Origin of the sequence: Niastella koreensis GR20-10, from assembly GCF_000246855.1 — a bacterium.
GTDB classification, from domain to species: domain Bacteria; phylum Bacteroidota; class Bacteroidia; order Chitinophagales; family Chitinophagaceae; genus Niastella; species Niastella koreensis.
Genome location: NC_016609.1, coordinates 5,799,773 through 5,819,576, shown reverse-complemented (window position 1 = coordinate 5,819,576; position 19,804 = coordinate 5,799,773). Strand labels below are relative to the sequence as shown.

The following is a 19,804-nucleotide window of genomic DNA, read 5'->3' as shown; positions in this document are numbered from 1 at the left end:
TCGGCTAATTTGGCTTCAAAACCAAGTTATGCCGAAATCTTTACCCCTCGCCGTTATACCCTTTCTCTTTTGTGTTTCCTGCGCCTCTACCACTTATCAGTATGCTACCATTACCAGCCCCGACATGGTTAAAAACGACCGCCGTGAGTTTGTAGTGGAGAATGACAGCCTGCGGCTGACCTATAATTTTTCCGGTAAAGGCGGGCTTATCCATATTTCCATCCAAAACAAAATGGGCGTTCCGGTTTATATCGACTGGCAGCGGTCGGCTATAATTGCAAACGATAAAGCCAGGCCGTACGCTGCCCAGGAAATGAAAGTGGAGGGCAACTTCCAGAGCAATACTTACAATTACCGGAACATTGGACAGGTGCAGGCTACAGCCGTGCTTCCGCAAACCATAGAGTTTATTCCGCCCAGGGCCGTGAGCAACAAAAGTCCGATGTATTATTTGTCTGGTTTTAATAGCCGCATTCCGGATACTGCTTTTCATCAATTAAAATACCCGGTAACAGATGGCGTGACCGTAAAGGTTAAAAAGGCCACGTTTACTGAAACAACTTCGCCGTTCAGCTTCAGGAGTTTTATTACTTATATGGTTGGGGAACCCGGCACAAAACCGATTGCGTTGGAACACAGCTTCTATATTTCGGAAATAATGAATACCGGCAGCGGACCTGTGGAAATGGCCGTAAACAAAAGCAACCGGGGCGATCAGTATTATTCCATAAGATATTAAAATTGCAGCCTACGTCTTAAAACGAAAACTTATGATGAAAGGCCACTCCCATAGTTATGCGCCCTTTCAGGTAGACCTGTATGGTAATGCCTTAAGCGGTTTGATGGCCGGCATGCCATCGACCGTTGATCTTATTCCGCCCCGGGCCAATGTAAACAAAACCCCGCTGGTAATTTCCCGGTATTATAATACCCTTATTCCCAAAGCTGACCTGCACAAGACCAGGTTTACGGCTGCAGGGGCCAGTTATCCCGTTAAAACGGCCATTTTTACAGAGGGTAATTCCCCGATGCGGTTCAGGGCAGCCCCGCCAGCCATTATGCGGAATGGCAACCATGGTAACCAGTTTTATACATCAAAGCTTACCGCAGGCGGCACCGTTGGGGCCGTATTGGCTGCCGGCGCCATAGTAGGAGGCGCTCTTATAACAGAAAAAATTAAGGAGTCGGGTTACTAGGAAAGTTGGCAAACAGGTGCTGTTTTAGGAATTTGCTAATTCGCCAATTCTTAACAACAATAACTTTTGATTTTGGGTAAATTGTCTGAAAACGAAAGTTATGTCAAAATCTATACCCATAGCCGTTATTCCTTTGCTCTTTTGCCTTTCCTGTACCACCTTTCAGTATGTTACCGTTAGCAGCACAGGCATTGCCAAAAACAACCGGAACGAATTTGTGGTGGAGAACGACAGCCTGCGGTTGATCTATAACTTCTCTGGCCAGAATGGACCGATCAAAATTTCGATTTATAACAAGTTGGACGTTCCGGTGTATATTGACTGGCAGCGGTCGGCAGTAATAGTAAACGATAAAACCATGCCGTATGTGCCTGGAGAAGTGCAAATTGAAGGTAGCTACTCGGGCAGTACCTATACTTCCAGGTTCAGCCATTATGGGTCAAGCAGCGGGAATATCTCTGCAACAGCCTATTTGCCAACCACGGTAGATTTTATTCCGCCGAAGGCCAGCATCAACAAAACGACGATTAATATTACAAGTGGCTATAATTCATACATTCCGGATGCTGACTTTCAAAAAGCCAAATATCAGATATTGAATGGATTTACTGCTAATGTAAAAAAGGCCGCTTTTACGGAGGGTAACTCGCCGCTCCATTTCAGGAGCTTTATTTCGTATTCGGTAGGGGAGTCTACCGACAGACTTTATACCTTTGAGCACAGTTTTTTTGTTTCGGAGGTAATGAGCAGCGGCAGTTCGCCGGAGATGCTGTTTATAAACGTTGGCAGCCGGGGGGATCAGTATTATTCTATGACCACCAACTAATGACACCCGAAGAACATCCAGGGGAAACCGGGCAGATTCCCGGAGCAAACCCACGGGCCAGACATCATGAACGTATCTCACCAATCCCAAACATCTCAAAAATTGGTAAATTGGACCCGTGAAGGGGGCGAAAAAGCAGGTTTTTTGAACTTTTTGGGGATTTTGTGAAAAATAATTGAGAAATCTTTTGCGCAGTACCTAACAACCCCTACCTTTGCATCCCCATTGGAAAAATTGGGTTTTGCAATATGTCTCAGCGAATCAGAATAAAATTACAGTCTTACGATCACAATCTGGTAGATAAATCTGCCGAGAAAATCGTAAAAACCGTGCGCAGCACAGGTGCTGTGGTAACAGGTCCAATTCCTTTACCTACACGTAAAAAGATATTCACCGTATTGCGTTCACCCCACGTGAATAAGAAGAGCCGTGAGCAGTTCCAGTTGTGCACACACAAACGGTTATTAGACATCTATACTTCCAGCAGCCGTACAGTAGATGCGCTGAGTAAGCTCGACTTACCCAGTGGTGTTGAAGTAGAGATCAAAGCTTGATAGCATTGTAATGAACCCTGTCAGGGTTCTAAAAATCCTGACAGGGTTTTTTCATAAAGTTCTTTTTATCCCATCTGTAAACTTTGCTTCGCCGGAAGGCGGACAGATAAAACAGCGCTGGGTTACCGAATTAGGCGTAAGGAAGCCTTGCCCGCGAATCCGCCAGCTGGCGCAGAAAGAGGGAAATGCTGAATTACGACTATAACAGATAGATTTATAACTATTTAAAATATGAACTAGCCCTTCGAGGTTAGTTTACTACCGGTACTTCCTAAATAATTAAGCGGGTTTAACCCGGAATTATTAAAACAGAAAAGGTCGGTAGCAAACGGAGATTGAAGTTGCTTATGGTTGTGCCTATCCGCCGCCTGGCGGAGAAGTGTTTCAGAACTCCCTGTTCTACAATCATTAAAGCAATTGTCTCTTTAACCACGAGGGCACAAACCGAACAACGATGAAAGGAATCATTGGTAAAAAAATCGGGATGACCAGCATCTTCAGTCAGGATGGCAAGCAAACTGCCTGTACTATCATTGAAGCTGGTCCCTGCATTGTGACCCAGGTAAAAACTACCGAAACAGACGGATACAATGCTATCCAGTTAGCTTACGGTGACAAGAATGAAAAGCACACTATCGCTGCTGAAAAGAATCACTTCGCTAAGGCCAATACAGCCGCAAAGAAATTTGTTAAAGAATTCCGCAATTATTTTACTGAAAAGAATTTAGGTGATGCTATCACTGTTGACATTTTCGCTGAAGGCGAAAAAGTTGACGTTGTAGGTACTACCAAGGGTAAAGGTTTTCAGGGTGTTGTTAAACGTCACGGATTTAGTGGGGTGGGCGAACAAAGCCACGGCCAACACGACCGTCAACGTGCTCCGGGTTCAATCGGTAACTCATCAGATGCCTCACGCGTATTTAAAGGTATGCGTATGGCCGGCCGCATGGGTCAGGACCGCGTGAAAGTAAAGAGCCTGAAGATCCTGAAAGTATTCCCTGACAAGAACTATATCCTGGTTAACGGATCAGTTCCTGGCCACAATGGTGCGATAGTATACATTCAAAAATAATTTTGTTATTGCAGATTTATCCCGACCTGTCGGGAGGTAATCTTAAATATAAAGTACGATGCAAGTAGATGTTTTAAGTATAAAGGGTGCAAAAACCGGTCGTTCTGTTGATTTAGCCGATGATATTTTCGGAGCAGAACCGAACAACCACGTGGTTTACCTGGCTGTAAAGCAATATTTAGCTGCACAACGTCAAGGTACGCACAAAGTAAAAACCCGTTTGGAAGTTAAAGGTTCCAGCAAAAAATTGCACCGTCAGAAGGGTACTGGTGGTAGCCGTAAAGGTAACCTGCGTAACCCGCTGTTCAAAGGTGGTGGTACCATCTTCGGACCTAAGCCCCGCGATTACGATTTTAAACTGAACCGTAAAGTAAAAGACCTCGCCAAGATCAGCGCGTTGTCTGATAAAGCAAAAGAAAATGCAATCGTGGTGGTAGAAGATATCAACCTGGCTGCTCCTAAAACAAAGCAGTTTGTTGAGATCATGGCCGCTCTGAAGATCGACAATAAAAAAGCATTGGTGATATTACCTGAGTATAACGAGAACCTGCAGAAGAGTGTTCGTAACATTCCAAATGCATTGGGTATTCAGTTCGCAGATATCAATACATACGATATCGTGAATGCCGATGTATTGTTGTTTACTGAAACTACTGCAAAGCTGTTCAGTGAAGAAGGTGTAGAAGCGTAATTCATCAAATTTTCAAAAACGTTATTATGAAACTCACAGAAGTATTAATAAAACCAATCGTTACCGAAAAAAGCAACAAGCTGTCTGATGCTAAAAGAACTTTTGCTTTTCGTGTAAACCGCAAAGCCAACAAGCTGGAAATTAAGAAAGCAGTTGAAAGCTTTTACGGTGTAAACGTAACAGAGGTAAATACGGTGGTTGTGCCTGGTAAATCAAAGAACCGGTTCACTAAATCGGGCTTTATTTCCGGTGTTAAACCAGCATACAAAAAAGCGTATGTGAAAGTAGCAGAGGGAGAGAGCATCGACCTGTACGCTAACATCTAATCCTGGCCGTTAGCGTTAGGGTAAAGAATGGCGAGTCAATCGCCGCAAAGAATTGACAAATAGATTTTATAACGATATTATAAGAAGAAAACATGGCACTGAAAAAATACAAACCGATTACAGCAGGTACACGTTGGAGAATCGGTAACGCGTACGCTGAAATCACTACTAACGAACCGGAAAAGAGTTTGCTGGAAAGCGCAAAAAATACCGGTGGCCGTAACGCCCAGGGTAGAAGATCTATGCGTTATATGGGTGGCGGAAACAAAAAGATGTTCCGTATCATCGACTTCAAACGTAACAAAAAAGATATTCCTGGTACTGTTGCTTCTGTTGAATACGATCCAAACCGTACTGCCTTCATCGCTTTGATCAACTACAAAGACGGTGAAAAAAGATATATCCTGGCTCCCCAGGGCTTACAGGTTGGCGCTACTATCCTTAGTGGCGACGCGGTAGCTCCTGAAGTTGGTAATGCTCTTCAAATGAAGAACATGCCACTGGGTACCAACGTTCACAATATTGAAATGCAGCCTGGTCAGGGTGGCAAACTGGTACGCAGTGCCGGTACATCAGCCCAACTGGCCAACAAGGAAGAAAAATACGCTGTATTGAAAATGCCTTCCGGCGAATTGAGAAAGATCCTCATCAACTGCTATGCTACTGTAGGTGTAGTAAGTAACGGTGACCACAACCTGGAAATGATGGGTAAAGCTGGTCGTAACCGTCACAGAGGTATCCGCCCCCGCAACCGTGGTGTAGCGATGAACCCTGTAGATCACCCGATGGGTGGTGGTGAAGGTAAATCTTCAGGTGGTCACCCACGTAGCAGAACAGGTAAATACGCCAAAGGTCTGAAAACACGCCAAAGAGGCAAAGGAAGCGATAAGTTGATCATTCAACGTAAGAACGGTAAAAAATTAGCCAAGTAATTGTTGAGTATCAAATTTTCAAACTAACAGAATCAAATCTTAGATATGGCTCGTTCAATTAAAAAAGGTCCTTACGTAGCCTCCAATTTGGAGAATAAAGTACTGAACATCAATGATGGCAAAGCGAAGAAAGGTGTGATCAAAACCTGGAGCCGTCGTTCTACTATCACTCCGGATTTTGTAGGCCACACTTTTGCTGTGCACAATGGCAACAAATTCATTCCAGTGTATGTAACCGAGTTCATGGTTGGACATAAGCTGGGCGAGTTTGCACCTACACGCCAGTTCAAAGGACACTCTAGTAAAAAAGTTGGTTAATAATTTCAAATTTCCGGGTTGAAGGACCCGGGATCAGAAATCAGAAATAATAAAAATGGAAGCTGTAGCAAAACTTAGAAACTATCCCACATCACCCCGCAGAATGCGTTTGCTGGCTGATGAAATACGTGGTGTTGACGTGGAAAAAGCATTAGCGTTGCTGGAATTTCATCCTCAACACTCTGCCACTCCACTGCTTAAATTATTAAAGAGCGCCATTAATAACTGGGAGCAAAAGAATGAAGGACAAAGCGCTGCTGATGCCGGTTTAAAGGTGAAAACAATCTTTGTAGACGGCGCCCGTACTTTGAAGAGAATGTTACCCGCTCCGCAAGGCCGTGCTTACCGCCTTCGCAAGCGCAGTAACCACGTAACTATAATCGTTGATGTTAAATAATTAGCTCAAATTTTCAAATTATAATAAATGGGTCAGAAAACGAATCCTATTGGTGCCAGGTTAGGGATTATCCGCGGTTGGGAATCTAACTGGTATGGTAACAAAAAAGATTTTTCTACCAAGTTGATCGAGGATAACAAGATCAGAACATATCTGAACGCCCGTATCAACAAAGGTGGTATCTCTAAAATAGTTATTGAGCGCACGCTGAATAAACTGATTGTTACCATTCACACTTCAAAGCCTGGTATTATCATAGGTAAAGGTGGGAATGAGGTTGATCGCATTAAAGAAGAGTTGAAGAAATTGACCGGTAAAGAAGATGTGCAGATCAACATTCTTGAAATTCGTCGCCCCGAGTTGGACGCTATGATCGTAGGTGATACCATCGCCCGTCAGATCGAAAACCGTATCAACTACAAACGCGCTATTAAAATGGCTATCGCTTCTGCACTGCGCATGGGTGCTGAAGGTATCAAAATAAAGATCAGCGGACGTTTGGGTGGTGCTGAAATCGCCCGTACAGAAGAGATCAAACAAGGCCGTACGCCATTACATACCCTGCGTATGGATATCGATTATGCTAACGTATTTGCGTTGACCGTTTACGGTAAAATCGGTATTAAAGTATGGATCTGTAAAGGTGAAGTACTGGGTAAAAGAGATCTGAACCCGAACCTCGTTGGTGGTAAGAGCGATGTGAACGACAGAAGAGACAGAAGAGAAGGTGAAGGTGGTGATAACCGCGGTCATCGTGGTGGTGGTGGCGACAGAAGAGGTGGTGGCGACAGAAGACATCACGGTGGTGGTGGTGGAGATCGCAGAGGTGGCGACAGAAACAGACAGCAGGACTAATTAGCTAAGGTGCTAATAAGTTAAAGTGCTAATTCAATTTTCAAATTTTCAAATTTTAGATAAATGTTACAGCCAAAAAGGACGAAACACCGGAAAGCGCAGAAGGGGCGCATCCGCGAAGTTGCAAAACGCGGTACCACTATCGCTTTTGGTTCTTTCGCTTTGAAATCCCAGGAAGCTATCTGGTTAACAAATCGTCAAATCGAAGCTGCCCGCCAGGCTTTGACCCGCGCTATGAAACGTGAGGGTAATGTTTGGATCCGCATATTTCCTGACAAACCAATTACCCGCAAACCACTTGAAGTGCGTATGGGTAAAGGTAAAGGTAACCCTGAATTCTGGGCTGCAGTAATTGAACCAGGTCGTATCATCTTCGAATGCGATGGTGTTACTGAACAAGTTGCAAAAGAAGCACTGGAACTGGCGGCACAAAAACTGCCCGTTAAAACCAAGTTCATCGTAAGACGCGATTATAGTGCATAATTTGTTAATGAGGTTTTCATTATCACATTATCGAATTATCAAATTATCAAATTGATTTATTATGTCAAAGAAAATAGATTTCAATAAGAGCGTGAAAGAGATGAGTGCGGATGATCTGAAAGCCCGCATTCAGGAAGATGAACTGCGCCTGAAAAAGCTGGAATTCGCTCATGCCATTTCTCCTTTGGAGAACCCAATGAGCATCCGCGACCTGCGCAGAGATGTGGCTCGTTTAAAAACAGAATTAAGAAACAAGGAACTGGCTAAGTAATATGCTAGTTAGCCAATGTGCTAATAATGCTAATTGGTTTTAATTATCACATTAGCTAATTATCAACTTATCAAATTTATTATAATGGTTGACAGAAATTTGCGTAAAACAAGAACCGGGGTTGTTACCAGCAACAAAATGGAAAAAACCATTACTGTTTCTGTAGAAAGAAGAGTAAAACACCCTATCTATGGTAAGTTCGTAAAAAAGACTACCAAATTCCATGCTCATGATGAAAAGAATGAGTGCACCATAGGCGATACTGTACGCATTATGGAAACCCGCCCCCTGAGCAAAACAAAGCGTTGGAGACTTGTAGAGGTAGTAGAAAAGGCGAAGTAATAAGCTGTTGGCTGTAAGCGGTTAGCTGTAAGCCAACGACGATTTCAAATAAATTTTTAATCATCGCTGGTGGTCCCGATGATCTCGGGGCTAAAGGCTGAGAGCTAAAAGCTAAAACAATGATTCAGCAAGAGTCTAGATTAAATGTAGCTGATAACAGTGGCGCCAAGGAAGTACTGTGTATCCGTGTACTGGGAAACAGCGGCCAGGATTACGCCAAAATAGGCGATAAAATTGTAGTAACCGTAAAGGATGCTATTCCTGCCGGTGGTATAAAAAAAGGTACTGTTACCAAAGCGGTAATTGTTCGCACCAAGAACAAATTGCGCCGTAAAGACGGATCTTATATCCGGTTTGATGACAATGCCGTAGTGTTGTTGAATCAGTCTGATGAGCCTCGTGGTACACGTATCTTCGGGCCCGTAGCCAGAGAATTGCGTGATAAAGGATACATGAAGATCATCTCTTTGGCTCCTGAAGTACTTTAAATAAAGCTGAAGGCTGAACGCTGTAATGCAGAAAGCCTGAGCTTTTCGATAAAATCAAATTCGAAACAGCGTTATGCCTTGAGCGTTACGCGTTAAGCTTAAATAAAATGAGCAACAGATTCAAACCAAAGTTTAATATTAAAAAAGGCGACACCGTTGTAGTTATTGCCGGTGATGATAAAGACGCTAAAAAGCCCCGCAAAGTTTTGGAAGTATTTCCAGAAAAAAGCCGCGTGCTGGTTGAAGGCGTTAACATCGTTACCCGCCATACCAAACCTTCGGCTCGCAACACCCGTGGCGGTATCGTAAAGAAAGAAGCTGCTATTCACATTTCAAATGTGATGTTGTGGGATGCCAAAGCCGGTTCTGGTGTAAAAGTAAAACGCAGCCGTGAGAACGGTAAACTGGTGCGTATTTCCAAAGAAACTGGTGAAGCAATAAAATAATTATCAATTGTGTTATGCTGAGTGCCCCCGCGCATGAAACATAATACGCTAAGCTAAATAAGATGTCTACAACAAAATATACTCCCAGGCTGGCAGATAAGTACAAAAAAGAAGTTATACCTGCTTTAATGAAACGTTTTAGTTATGGTACGGTGATGCAGTGCCCTAAATTGGAGAAGATCTGTATTAACCGTGGTGTGAATGGCGCCGTTTCTGATAAGAAGCTTGTGGATGTGGCTATTGACGAGCTGACAAACATTTCTGGTCAGAAAGCAATCCCCACCATGTCTAAAAAAGACATTTCAAACTTCAAACTGCGTAAGAACATGCCTATCGGCGCCCGCGTAACTTTGCGTGGCACCAAAATGTATGAGTTCCTCGACAGGCTGATCGCTACTTCATTACCCCGTGTACGTGACTTCAAAGGGATCAATGAAAAAGCATTCGATGGCCGTGGTAACTATACTTTAGGCGTTACCGAGCAAATCATCTTCCCTGAGATCGATATCGACAAGGTAAGCAAGATCACCGGTATGGATATTACGTTTGTAACTACTGCCCAAACCAATGAAGAAGCATATGAGCTGTTGAAAGAGTTGGGCATGCCGTTCAAAGGGGCTAAAAAAGATTAAGAAACATCCCGGTACCAATCGGGATTCTCTATACATTTAGAAATCTATAAACGTAAAATAAATTATGGCTAAAGAGTCAGTTAAAGCCAGACAAAGAAAAAGAGAACGTATGGTAGCGCAACATGCTGAAAAGCGTGCTGCCCTGAAAGCTGCCGGCGATTGGAAAGCGCTGGATGAAATGCCGAAGAATTCTTCGACAGTTCGTCTGAAAAACCGTTGCCAGATAACCGGTCGTCCCAAAGGATACATCCGTTACTTTGGTTTAAGTCGTGTTACGTTCCGTGAAATGGCGTTGAATGGCAAAATCCCAGGTGTAAGAAAAGCATCCTGGTAAGGCAAATCCCGATAATTATCGGGAAAGCCTCGCAAGACATGAGAGAAAGCCTGTAATATGCAGGTACTACTCTTGAATAAAATTGTAAAACTGAATTAACTTAAAATACACATGGTTACTGATCCCATAGCAGATTACCTGACAAGAGTTCGTAATGCCCAGATGGCTGGCCACCGGATTGTAGAAATCCCGGCTTCTAATCTGAAAAAACGTATTACAGAAATATTGTACGATCAGGGATACATTCTGAAATACAAATTTGAGGATGATAACAAACAAGGTCTTATTAAAATAGCCTTGAAGTATGATGCTCAAAGTAAAGAACCTGCTATCAAATCTCTGGAAAGAGTTAGCCGTCCTGGTTTACGTCAGTATGCCAGCCCTGCTGAATTCAAAAGAGTGAAAAACGGTTTAGGCGTTGCTATCGTGAGCACATCTCAGGGTGTAATGACCGACAAACAAGCCAAAAGCCAGAACGTTGGCGGCGAAGTTCTTTGCTATATCTACTAAGCTGAACGCATAACGCCGAACGCTTGACGCAGCGTTATGCACGGTTTTCGGATACATTAAGCTCTTAACCTATAGGAGCTGACCGGTCCCAAAACTTAAAACATATAACTTAATACTAAAAACTGATTAGTTATGTCTCGTATAGGTAAAAAACCTGTAGCAGTTGTAAACGGAGTGAACATCACAGTAAGTGCTGACAATGTAATCACTGTTAAAGGTCCTAAAGGCGAATTGAAACAAGCGATCGATCGCGATATTAATGTAACCGTTGAGGGCAGTGAAGTAATATTCACCCGCCCTACCGACCAGATCCGTCACCGTGCCATGCACGGTTTGTACCGCGCGCTGGTTGCCAACATGGTAAAAGGTGTTACTGAAGGTTACACGAAGAAACTGGAGTTGGTGGGTGTAGGTTATAAAGCTAGCAATCAGGGTAACCTGCTCGACCTGTCGTTGGGTTACTCTCACAATATTTTGTTCGAAATTCCCAAAGAATTGAAAGTTGCTACCCAACAGGAAAAAGGGGAGAACCCAAAAATTACCCTGGAAGGTATTGACAAACAATTACTGGGACAGGTTGCCGCTAAATTACGCAGCTTACGTAAGCCTGAGCCGTACAAAGGAAAAGGTGTTAAATACGTTGGCGAAATTATTCGTCGTAAAGCTGGTAAAGCAGCTGGTAAATAATTAGCTGATTAGCTGATGTGCTAATGTGAAAATTAGCACATCAGCCAATAAGCATATTAGCCTAATATCAAATTATCAAATTAGTTTCCCGGCAGTATCGGGGAACACAAAATAAAAGCAATGAATACCAAATTAGAACAAAGGCAGAAGATCCGCTACCGCATCCGTAAAAAGGTTGCCGGTACTGCCGAGAAACCAAGACTGGCTATTTTTCGCAGCAACAGCGACATCTATGCTCAGTTGATTGATGACACCAAAGGGTTTACTCTGGCTGCTGCCTCTTCACGTGATAAGGATATCAGTGCACAGAAAGGAACCAAAACTGAAAAAAGCAAACTGGTTGGCCAGGCTGTTGCCCGTAAAGCAAAGGAACTGGGAATTGCCAGGATCGTTTTCGATCGCGGTGGTAACCTGTATCATGGCCGGGTAAAAGCAGTTGCTGAAGGTGCACGTGAAGGCGGATTAGAATTTTAAGACAGTTCACATTATACAATTCCGATAATTTCAAATAGAAATAATGGCAAAAGTTAATTTAAACAGGGTTAAAGCCGGTGATATCGAACTGAAAGAGAAGGTGGTGGCTATTAACCGCGTGGTAAAAACAACCAAAGGTGGTCGCGCTTTCAGTTTCTCTGCCCTGGTGGTAGTGGGTAACGGAAATGGTGTTGTAGGTCATGGTCTTGGAAAAGCAAAAGAAGTACAGGAAGCAATTACCAAAGGTATCGAAGACGCCAAAAAGAACCTGATTAAAGTGCCTATCATGCACGGAACTATTCCCCACGACCAATGGGCGAAAGAAGGTGCTGCCAAAGTATTGATTAAACCAGCTGCCCATGGTACTGGTGTGATCGCCGGAGGTAGCATGCGTGCTGTGCTGGAAAGCGCCGGTATTACCGACGTTCTGGCAAAATCACTGGGTTCTGCTAACCCTCACAACGTGGTAAAAGCTACTTTCAAATCATTAGCTTTATTACGTGAGCCGGTTACTGTTGCCCGTCAGCGTAAATTGAACCTGAAGAAAGTATTTAACGGATAATGCCTGAGCGCGGAAGCAATCGGCAATCATAACTGAGTTGAATCATGAAAAAAATAAAGATCACTTTAGTAAAAAGTCCTATTGACAGACCTGAGCGCCAGAAACTGACTTTGCAGGCTTTAGGTTTGAATAAGACGAATGCTACGAAAGAAGTAGAAGCTACTCCGCAAATCCTGGGTATGGTTCGTAAAGTGACCCACCTGGTGAAAGTTGAGGAACTGGCTTAGTAAAACACTTAATTAGCCAAATTTCTAATAAAAAGCAGTCATTTCTAACAGATTTGATTGCTTTTGATGTTAGTAAATCATTATTTTCGCGGCCGCTTAGAGCGAGTCATTACTTTTTTAAAAATGCGAGGGGCGATTCCCCGTAAGTAAAAATCAATTACAATGAAATTACATGAGTTAAGGCCTGCAAAAGGCGCAACGCACAGAGAAAAACGTTTGGGTCGTGGTGAAGCTTCCGGTAAAGGTGGAACTTCTACAAAAGGTAACAAGGGTGGTCAGAGCCGTGCTGGTTATCAACGTAAAAACGCCCATGAAGGTGGTCAGATGCCTATTCAGCGCCGTTTGCCAAAACGTGGCTTTAAGAACCCATTCCGTGTTGAATACAAAGTGTTTAACCTGGGTCAAATCGATCATCTGATAGAAAAATATGAACTGACAGAAATTTCTCACGATTCACTGAGAGAGTGGGGTCTGGCAGGTCAAACAGATAAAATTAAAATATTAGGTAACGGTGAACTGAAGAGCAAGGTAGCTTTCAAAGTAAGCGCAATTAGCGAAAAAGCTAAACAAGCGGTAGAAGCAGCCGGTGGTTCAGTGGAAATTGTAAAGTAATTTTCTGTAACTTGCAAGGACGCATTTGACCAATGCGTCTTTTTTCTTGTTTGAGGGAAATCTAAAAATCTTGGTAAATCCGTGAAAAAGTTTATACAAACACTTAAGAATATCTGGGGGATTGAGGAACTGAGGAGTAAAATTCTGGTGACCATTGCCCTGATAGCCGTTTACCGTTTAGGAACACACATTGTTCTGCCCGGTATCGACCCCGAGAAAATAACCGTTAATCAGGCAGGTGGCGGTATTCTTGGATTGATCGATGCCTTTGCCGGCGGCGCCTTTCACCAGGCATCCATTCTGGCACTTGGTATCATGCCATATATCTCTGCCTCTATCTTCATTCAATTGATGACCATCCTGTATCCACCTTTTCAGAAACTGCAAAAGGAAGGAGACAGCGGCCGCAAGAAGATAAATCAATACACCCGTTACCTCACGGTGCTGGTAACCATTTTACAAGCCAGCGCTTACGTTGCTTTCCTGAATACCACAAACGCCCAGGCCATGGTAGAATCGTACAAACCCTACTTCTGGGTTTCTACCACTATCATTCTTACAGCAGGTACCCTGTTTGTAATGTGGCTGAGTGAAAAGATCACCGATAAAGGGTTGGGTAATGGTAGCTCCGTGATAATCATGGTGGGTATCCTGGCCCGCTTCCCTCAGTCGATCTGGCAGGAGTGGAGCGCCCGCTCAAACAGAGGCGGTGGCGGATTACTGATCTTCGTAATTGAAATTGCTATCCTGGTTGCTATTATCATGGGCCTCATCATCCTTATTCAGGGTGTTCGTAAAGTGCCTGTTCAATATGCTAAACAAATTGTAGGTAACCGCCAGTTTGGTGGCGCCCGCCAGTTCCTGCCTTTAAAGGTGAACAGCGCCGGTGTAATGCCTATCATCTTTGCCCAGGCCATCATGTTCCTGCCAACCCTGCTGAGCAACTTCGACTCAACAAAAGGTCTGGCTGCCGTGTTTGGAAATCATAGCAACTTCTGGTACATGGTCATTTATGCAGTAATGGTAATTGGTTTTACCTTCCTGTATACAGCATTGATCTTTAACCCGAAACAAATTGCCGACGACCTGAAACGTAATAACGGATTTATCCCCGGCGTAAAACCCGGTCAGCCTACAGCCGATTACATTGGTGCTGTAATGGATAAGATCACATTCCCGGGTGCGGTATTGCTTGCCCTGGTAGGTATATTACCAGGTTTTGCTCAAAGAATGAGCGTACAACAATCGTTTTCTTCTTTCTTTGGAGGTACTTCCCTGCTGATCATGGTAGGTGTAATTCTGGATACCCTGCAACAGATAGAAACTCAGTTGTTGATGCGTCAGTACGATGGCTTGATGAAGAGTGGAAGAATTCAGGGACGCCAGCAGGTTACTCCGGCTTCTTCTATTTAACAAAATATTTCTCAGCAAACAAAACCTGACAGCTTATGTTATAGTTGTCAGGTTTTGCTTTAATATAAATAAGTGCGATGATCTACTATAAAACGGAAGCGGAAATTGCATTGATGCGGGAAAGCGCTTTACTGGTAAGTAAAACACTGGCCCATATAGCCGGATTAATAAAACCGGGCATTACTACACTTTCTTTGGATAAAATAATCGGCGAATTTATTCGTGACCACCAGGCTGAGCCTGCATTTCTGAACTATAAAGGCTATCCATTCAACTCCTGCATTTCGGTAAACGATGTGGTGGTGCATGGTTTTCCCGATAAGAATGAATTAAAGGAAGGGGATATTATTTCGGTTGACATTGGCACCCTTAAGAACGGGTACTATGGCGACCACGCTTATACTTTTGCGATTGGTGACCCCGGTGATGATGTAATGAAGCTGATCCGGATCACCAAAGAATCTTTATACAAAGGCATTGAAAAAGCAGTGGCCGGCAACCGCATTGGCGATATTGCTTATGCCATCCAGGAACATACCGAGAAAAAACATGGTTATGGCGTAGTGCGGGAACTGGTAGGGCATGGCCTGGGCCGGTCGATGCACGAAGACCCACAGGTGCCTAACTATGGCCGCAAGGGCATAGGACCGGTTTTGCGTGAAGGGCTGGTGCTGGCTATTGAGCCTATGATCAACATGGGAAAGAAAGATGTGTATACCGAAGAAGATGGCTGGACGGTTCGCACCGTTGACCACAAACCTTCCGTTCACTTTGAACATGATGTTTGTGTGCGTAAAGGAAAAGCTGAGATCCTGAGTGATTACAGCATTATTGAAAAAGTGGAGAAAGCCAATCCCAATTTATATACCAAGGATTAAGGAATAAGTGAGCGAAGCAACAAAACGACTGGTAGTTATAGGAGGCGGGGCAGCTGGATTTTTTTGTGCGGTGAATGCTGCCCGCATGCATCCTTCGCTCAAGGTTATACTGCTCGAAAAAACAAGTAAGCTACTTTCTAAGGTAAAGGTATCCGGTGGCGGCCGCTGTAACGTTACCCATTCCTGTTTTACCATCTCCGATATGGTGCGCAATTACCCGCGCGGCGCCAATTTTCTGAAAAAAGCATTTCATCAATTCTTTACAACCGATACCATTCAATGGTATGCCGAGAGAGGCGTGCCGCTGAAAACGGAAGATGACGGGCGGATGTTTCCCGTAACCAATTCATCGCAATCGATCATTGATTGTTTAATGAAGGAGGCGAATAAGTATGGGGTTGAAATCAGGATGATGGCAGATGTGAAAGGCCTGAAGCGGGAAGGAGAACAATTTACCCTTGAGTTACCAGACGCCCGGTTCATTACGGCAGATTATGTAGTTATTGCCTGCGGAGGTTACAACAAGCTTTCACAATTCAGCTGGTTACAACAAGCAGGGCACTCCATAGAAGAACCGGTTCCATCCCTGTTTACTTTTAACATGCCCGGGAATGCTATTACGCAGTTAATGGGTGTGTCGGTGCCGGAAGCTGCCGTAAAGATCGCTGGCAGCAATTTAGCCGCTAAAGGGCCTTTATTGATAACCCATTGGGGATTGAGCGGTCCGGCGGTGTTGCGGTTGTCGGCCTGGGGAGCGAGGCAATTGGCAATAGACAATTGGCAATTTGCAATTACAGTAAATTGGTTGCCCCGGTTCAATGAACAAACTTTACGTGAGCATTTACAGCAACTTCGATTCGAGATGGCGGCGCAGAAAATAGTCAATCGCAATCCATTCGATCTTCCACAACGGTTATGGCAATATTTACTGCAGCAATCGGGCATAGATGAAGATAAACGCTGGGCCGATCTGCCGGCGAAGGAGCAGAATAAACTGATTGCAAATTGTTGCGCACAGGAATTTAAAATACAGGGAAAAACAACTTTTAAAGAAGAGTTTGTAACAGCGGGTGGTATCCCCTTATCGGAGGTGGATGCCAACACTATGCAAAGCAAGCTTGTACCCCATTTATATTTCGCTGGTGAAATACTGGACGTAGATGGTATTACAGGCGGGTTCAATTTTCAACATGCCTGGACGAGTGGCTACATTGCCGCAAAAGCAATTGCGGCTGCATTGGAAGGGAAGTAAGCCCCGACGCAAGGCCGGGACCCCCAGCTTCCTGGTTTTTTAAATTTATTTTGCTTTCGCCTGCTCTTGTTCCTGTTCCTGCGGGAAACCCAATAATCTTCTGTGATAGTTGATTTGCCCGGTATGATAACTCAAATGCGCCAGCAAAGACAACAAATAGAATTCAGTCGTTACCGTTTCGCCGTTAATGGGCAATGGATAATTTTTTTCCAGCTCTTTTTTGCTGGTTTGTTCCAATGCATCCTTCACTGCTACTTTAGTATTTTCTATTTCGTTTAACAGCTTGTGTTTGCCGATATTTTTCAAGTTGAATTCTGCCTCCCGGTTCCGGATATAACCGGATTCACCCAGTACGGCGCCAATAAAATGCTGCAGGTTGCCAGTCAGGTGCAGGCATAGGTTACCTCCACTGTTCTTAATGCCATCCTTTACCACCCAAAGGCTGCTGTCGTCAGGGTATTGGGAAATTTCTTCAGTCAGCTTATTCAGGTCCCGCTCAAATAATGTGATCAAAACTGGTGTAATCATAACAAATAGTCAGTTGAAATAATTTCGAGTAAAAGTAAAAAGAAAAATTGCCTGTCTGAATAGGAGCACAAAAAAATAATTTTCATTCGTTAAATCCAATCTTATTTATGCACGTTTTCCCAAAAACACCAAACAATTTTCGTGCAATATATACTGTTGGATGGGCTAATCGTTTTTGCCATGTGAATCATACCGTACCCTTCGGGCAACAGCCGCAAGCCGGAAATGTTGCTGAAAAGCGCTTGTTTAACATTGTGTAAATCAGGTAGTTGCCAAACGGAAAAAAACAAATAAACCGACTGTAATTCAGCATTTTGAATTATCTTTGCAGCCCCGAATTAAAATCATCGGGTTTTTATCATGTTTCATTTTATTAAACAATTAAACGCTGATGCACAGGAGTCTTCTGCAGCCGGTCAGGATGCTGAAGCTACAGCGACACCAAAAGCACCTGCAGCTCCGGCCACTGAAGTTATTGACAACAGTGCACACGACGATTTCGACTGGAGCATTGACAAACGTAACGTAGCTACGTACAGCAAAGAAGAGAAACTGAAATACGATGCTGTTTACGAAGGTACTTTCAAAGCGGTTACCGACGGTGAATTAGTAAAAGGTCTTGTTGTGGCCCTTACTAAAACTGATGTGGTGATCAACATTGGTTTCAAGAGCGATGGTCTGGTTTCGTTAAACGAATTCCGTGATCTGCCAAACCTGAAAACCGGTGACGAAGTGGAAGTTATGGTTGTTGAGAAAGAAGACCGGGAAGGTCACCTTAACCTCAGCCGTAAGCAAGCCCGTATTACCCGCGCCTGGGAAAAAATCGTTGAAGTTCACAAAACTGGTGAAGTTATCACCGGTACTGTTACTTCAAAAACCAAAGGCGGCTTGATCGTGGATGTATTTGGTATGGAAACATTCTTACCAGGTTCACAGATCGATGTTAAACCTGTAACTGATTACGATCAGTTTGTAGGTAAGACCATGGAGTTCAAAGTAGTGAAGATCAACGAAGCTATTAAGAACGCTGTAGTATCTCATAAAGCTCTTATCGAAAGCGATATCGAAGCACAACGTGCAGAGATCATGAGCAAACTCGAAAGAGGTCAGGTTCTGGAAGGAACTATCAAGAATATCACCGATTTCGGCGCCTTCATGGATCTGGGCGGCTTAGACGGTCTGTTGTATATCACTGATATCAGCTGGGGCCGCATCAGCCATCCGGGCGAAGTGCTGAAACTGGATCAGAAACTGAAAGTGGTTGTATTAGACTTCGATGATGAGAAAAAACGCATCAGCCTGGGTCTGAAACAACTGACTCCACATCCTTGGGATATTCTGCCAGAAAACATTCACGAAGGTTCTGTAGTGAAAGGTAAAGTGGTGAATATTGAAGATTACGGCGCATTCCTGGAAATCATGCCAGGTGTTGAAGGTCTGGTACACGTAAGTGAAATTACCTGGGCTAACACACCGATCAATGCGAAAGAATTCTTCAAACTGGGTGATGAGTACGAAGCCAAGATTGTAACGCTCGATAAAGATAATCGCAAAATGAGCTTGTCTATCAAGCAAATGAGCGAAGATCCATGGAGCACTATCGAAACCAAGTTCCCAGAAGGCAGCCGTCATACAGGTTTGGTGAAAAACATCACTCCTTATGGTGTGTTCGTTGAACTGGCTCCTGGTATCGGTGGTATGATCCACATCAGCGATCTGAGCTGGCTGAAACGCTTTAATCATCCTTCTGAGTACACTAAAGTTGGTGAAAACATCGACGTAGTGATCCTCGGAATTGATAAAGACAATCGTAAACTGCAACTCGGACACAAACAACTGGAAGAAGATCCCTGGAATGCACTGCAAGGTACATTTGCAGTGGGTTCAGTTCACGAGGGAACAGTTATCCGCAGAGATGACAAAGGTGGTATCGTTCAGTTACCTTACGGTTTGGAAGGATTTGCACCTAACCGTCACCTTATGCGCGAAGACGGCAAAGCAATCGGCGCTGACGAAACAACTCAGTTCATGGTTATCGAATTCGATCGCAATGAAAAACGCATCGTAGTTTCGCATACCCGTATCTGGGAACAAACCAAGCTGGAAGAAAAGAATGCTGCTCAGAAAGAAGCCCGTGCTGAAGCTGACAAAACCAAGAAAGCAGTTAAAAACATTCAGGGTAAAGTAGAAAAAGCTACTTTAGGTGACCTGGGCGCTTTAGCTGAGATCAAGGAAAAATTAAAGCAGGAAGAACAACAAGGTGGTACTCCTGAAACAAAAGAGTAACATTTGATACGCTGAACGCACAACGCTTAACGTGGCGTTAGCTGAAAGCGGTTCCTGAATGATATAGGAGTCCTTCCGGTTTAACCGGGAGGACTCTTTTTTTATGGCCATTTGTCAGCGTTCATGCAAAACCGAGATAGCTTGTGTAACTATCACATTATCATTGCCAAGCCCCATTACTGCTTGATTGACTGGCATCATTAGTTAATAAA

General features: G+C 43.8%; 29 protein-coding genes. 28 read left to right on the top strand and 1 reads right to left on the bottom strand.

Annotated features, from left to right (window positions below; translation table 11 throughout):
- Positions 1–28: 28 nt before the first annotated feature.
- The 27 genes from NIAKO_RS23025 to NIAKO_RS22890 all read left to right on the top strand — a co-directional run bounded on the left by NIAKO_RS23025 (position 29) and on the right by NIAKO_RS22890 (position 16,778).
- Positions 29–739 (top strand): hypothetical protein, encoded by a 711-nt coding sequence (locus tag NIAKO_RS23025; RefSeq protein ID WP_014220855.1) that lies wholly within the window; start codon positions 29–31, stop codon positions 737–739.
- 31 nt (positions 740–770) lie between these two features.
- Positions 771–1,196: a hypothetical protein gene (locus tag NIAKO_RS23020; RefSeq protein ID WP_014220854.1), complete on the top strand. Its 426-nt coding sequence runs from the start codon at positions 771–773 to the stop codon at positions 1,194–1,196.
- 100 nt (positions 1,197–1,296) lie between these two features.
- Positions 1,297–2,022 carry a hypothetical protein gene (locus tag NIAKO_RS23015; protein WP_014220853.1) on the top strand — a complete coding sequence of 242 codons (726 nt, stop codon included), beginning with the start codon at positions 1,297–1,299 and terminating at the stop codon, positions 2,020–2,022.
- A 248-nt stretch (positions 2,023–2,270) separates the two neighbouring features.
- Positions 2,271–2,576, top strand: a complete 306-nt coding sequence (rpsJ, locus tag NIAKO_RS23010) for a 30S ribosomal protein S10 (protein ID WP_014220852.1) — start codon at positions 2,271–2,273, stop codon at positions 2,574–2,576.
- A gap of 454 nt (positions 2,577–3,030) precedes the next feature.
- Entirely contained in the window at positions 3,031–3,648 is a 618-nt protein-coding gene (gene rplC, locus NIAKO_RS23000; RefSeq protein ID WP_014220851.1) for a 50S ribosomal protein L3, read from the top strand.
- 58 nt (positions 3,649–3,706) lie between these two features.
- Positions 3,707–4,339: a 50S ribosomal protein L4 gene (gene rplD, locus NIAKO_RS22995; protein WP_014220850.1), complete on the top strand. Its 633-nt coding sequence runs from the start codon at positions 3,707–3,709 to the stop codon at positions 4,337–4,339.
- A gap of 26 nt (positions 4,340–4,365) precedes the next feature.
- Entirely contained in the window at positions 4,366–4,665 is a 300-nt protein-coding gene (rplW, locus tag NIAKO_RS22990) for a 50S ribosomal protein L23 (protein ID WP_014220849.1), read from the top strand.
- Positions 4,666–4,757: 92 nt separating this feature from the next.
- Entirely contained in the window at positions 4,758–5,597 is an 840-nt protein-coding gene (gene rplB, locus NIAKO_RS22985) for a 50S ribosomal protein L2 (RefSeq protein WP_014220848.1), read from the top strand.
- 45 nt (positions 5,598–5,642) lie between these two features.
- Positions 5,643–5,915, top strand: coding sequence for a 30S ribosomal protein S19 (rpsS, locus tag NIAKO_RS22980; RefSeq protein WP_014220847.1), 273 nt, complete (start codon positions 5,643–5,645; stop codon positions 5,913–5,915).
- 55 nt (positions 5,916–5,970) lie between these two features.
- The gene (rplV, locus tag NIAKO_RS22975) at positions 5,971–6,312 is read left to right on the top strand and encodes a 50S ribosomal protein L22 (protein WP_014220846.1); all 342 of its coding nucleotides are present in this window, start codon (positions 5,971–5,973) and stop codon (positions 6,310–6,312) included.
- 27 nt (positions 6,313–6,339) lie between these two features.
- Positions 6,340–7,167, top strand: coding sequence for a 30S ribosomal protein S3 (gene rpsC, locus NIAKO_RS22970; RefSeq protein ID WP_014220845.1), 828 nt, complete (start codon positions 6,340–6,342; stop codon positions 7,165–7,167).
- Between the two features lie 63 nt (positions 7,168–7,230).
- Entirely contained in the window at positions 7,231–7,650 is a 420-nt protein-coding gene (gene rplP / locus NIAKO_RS22965) for a 50S ribosomal protein L16 (RefSeq protein WP_014220844.1), read from the top strand.
- A 61-nt stretch (positions 7,651–7,711) separates the two neighbouring features.
- Positions 7,712–7,921, top strand: coding sequence for a 50S ribosomal protein L29 (gene rpmC, locus NIAKO_RS22960; protein WP_014220843.1), 210 nt, complete (start codon positions 7,712–7,714; stop codon positions 7,919–7,921).
- 84 nt (positions 7,922–8,005) lie between these two features.
- The gene (rpsQ, locus tag NIAKO_RS22955; protein WP_014220842.1) at positions 8,006–8,263 is read left to right on the top strand and encodes a 30S ribosomal protein S17; all 258 of its coding nucleotides are present in this window, start codon (positions 8,006–8,008) and stop codon (positions 8,261–8,263) included.
- Between the two features lie 119 nt (positions 8,264–8,382).
- Entirely contained in the window at positions 8,383–8,751 is a 369-nt protein-coding gene (gene rplN / locus NIAKO_RS22950) for a 50S ribosomal protein L14 (protein ID WP_014220841.1), read from the top strand.
- 107 nt (positions 8,752–8,858) lie between these two features.
- On the top strand, positions 8,859–9,197 hold the full coding sequence (gene rplX, locus NIAKO_RS22945; RefSeq protein WP_014220840.1) for a 50S ribosomal protein L24: 339 nt from the start codon (positions 8,859–8,861) through the stop codon (positions 9,195–9,197).
- Between the two features lie 62 nt (positions 9,198–9,259).
- On the top strand, positions 9,260–9,829 hold the full coding sequence (gene rplE, locus NIAKO_RS22940; protein WP_014220839.1) for a 50S ribosomal protein L5: 570 nt from the start codon (positions 9,260–9,262) through the stop codon (positions 9,827–9,829).
- A 64-nt stretch (positions 9,830–9,893) separates the two neighbouring features.
- Positions 9,894–10,163 carry a 30S ribosomal protein S14 gene (gene rpsN / locus NIAKO_RS22935; RefSeq protein WP_014220838.1) on the top strand — a complete coding sequence of 90 codons (270 nt, stop codon included), beginning with the start codon at positions 9,894–9,896 and terminating at the stop codon, positions 10,161–10,163.
- A gap of 111 nt (positions 10,164–10,274) precedes the next feature.
- Positions 10,275–10,673: a 30S ribosomal protein S8 gene (rpsH, locus tag NIAKO_RS22930; RefSeq protein ID WP_014220837.1), complete on the top strand. Its 399-nt coding sequence runs from the start codon at positions 10,275–10,277 to the stop codon at positions 10,671–10,673.
- A gap of 132 nt (positions 10,674–10,805) precedes the next feature.
- Positions 10,806–11,360 carry a 50S ribosomal protein L6 gene (gene rplF / locus NIAKO_RS22925; protein ID WP_014220836.1) on the top strand — a complete coding sequence of 185 codons (555 nt, stop codon included), beginning with the start codon at positions 10,806–10,808 and terminating at the stop codon, positions 11,358–11,360.
- Positions 11,361–11,480: 120 nt separating this feature from the next.
- Positions 11,481–11,834 (top strand): 50S ribosomal protein L18, encoded by a 354-nt coding sequence (gene rplR / locus NIAKO_RS22920; RefSeq protein WP_014220835.1) that lies wholly within the window; start codon positions 11,481–11,483, stop codon positions 11,832–11,834.
- A gap of 43 nt (positions 11,835–11,877) precedes the next feature.
- Positions 11,878–12,396, top strand: a complete 519-nt coding sequence (rpsE, locus tag NIAKO_RS22915; RefSeq protein ID WP_014220834.1) for a 30S ribosomal protein S5 — start codon at positions 11,878–11,880, stop codon at positions 12,394–12,396.
- 44 nt (positions 12,397–12,440) lie between these two features.
- Positions 12,441–12,623 carry a 50S ribosomal protein L30 gene (rpmD, locus tag NIAKO_RS22910; protein ID WP_014220833.1) on the top strand — a complete coding sequence of 61 codons (183 nt, stop codon included), beginning with the start codon at positions 12,441–12,443 and terminating at the stop codon, positions 12,621–12,623.
- Between the two features lie 162 nt (positions 12,624–12,785).
- Entirely contained in the window at positions 12,786–13,235 is a 450-nt protein-coding gene (rplO, locus tag NIAKO_RS22905) for a 50S ribosomal protein L15 (protein WP_014220832.1), read from the top strand.
- Between the two features lie 81 nt (positions 13,236–13,316).
- Complete coding sequence (secY, locus tag NIAKO_RS22900) at positions 13,317–14,648, top strand: preprotein translocase subunit SecY (protein ID WP_014220831.1); 1,332 nt, start codon at positions 13,317–13,319, stop codon at positions 14,646–14,648.
- A gap of 77 nt (positions 14,649–14,725) precedes the next feature.
- Positions 14,726–15,526, top strand: coding sequence for a type I methionyl aminopeptidase (gene map, locus NIAKO_RS22895; protein WP_014220830.1), 801 nt, complete (start codon positions 14,726–14,728; stop codon positions 15,524–15,526).
- A gap of 7 nt (positions 15,527–15,533) precedes the next feature.
- Complete coding sequence (locus NIAKO_RS22890; RefSeq protein WP_014220829.1) at positions 15,534–16,778, top strand: BaiN/RdsA family NAD(P)/FAD-dependent oxidoreductase; 1,245 nt, start codon at positions 15,534–15,536, stop codon at positions 16,776–16,778.
- A gap of 45 nt (positions 16,779–16,823) precedes the next feature.
- Here NIAKO_RS22890 and NIAKO_RS22885 read toward each other — a convergent pair whose 3' ends face one another.
- A complete protein-coding gene (locus NIAKO_RS22885) occupies positions 16,824–17,306 on the bottom strand; it encodes a DUF1572 family protein (RefSeq protein WP_014220828.1) in 483 nt (160 codons plus the stop codon).
- A gap of 360 nt (positions 17,307–17,666) precedes the next feature.
- Between NIAKO_RS22885 and rpsA the strand changes: the two genes are divergently transcribed.
- Positions 17,667–19,592, top strand: coding sequence for a 30S ribosomal protein S1 (rpsA, locus tag NIAKO_RS22880; protein WP_014220827.1), 1,926 nt, complete (start codon positions 17,667–17,669; stop codon positions 19,590–19,592).
- The last annotated feature ends 212 nt before the right edge of the window (positions 19,593–19,804 follow it).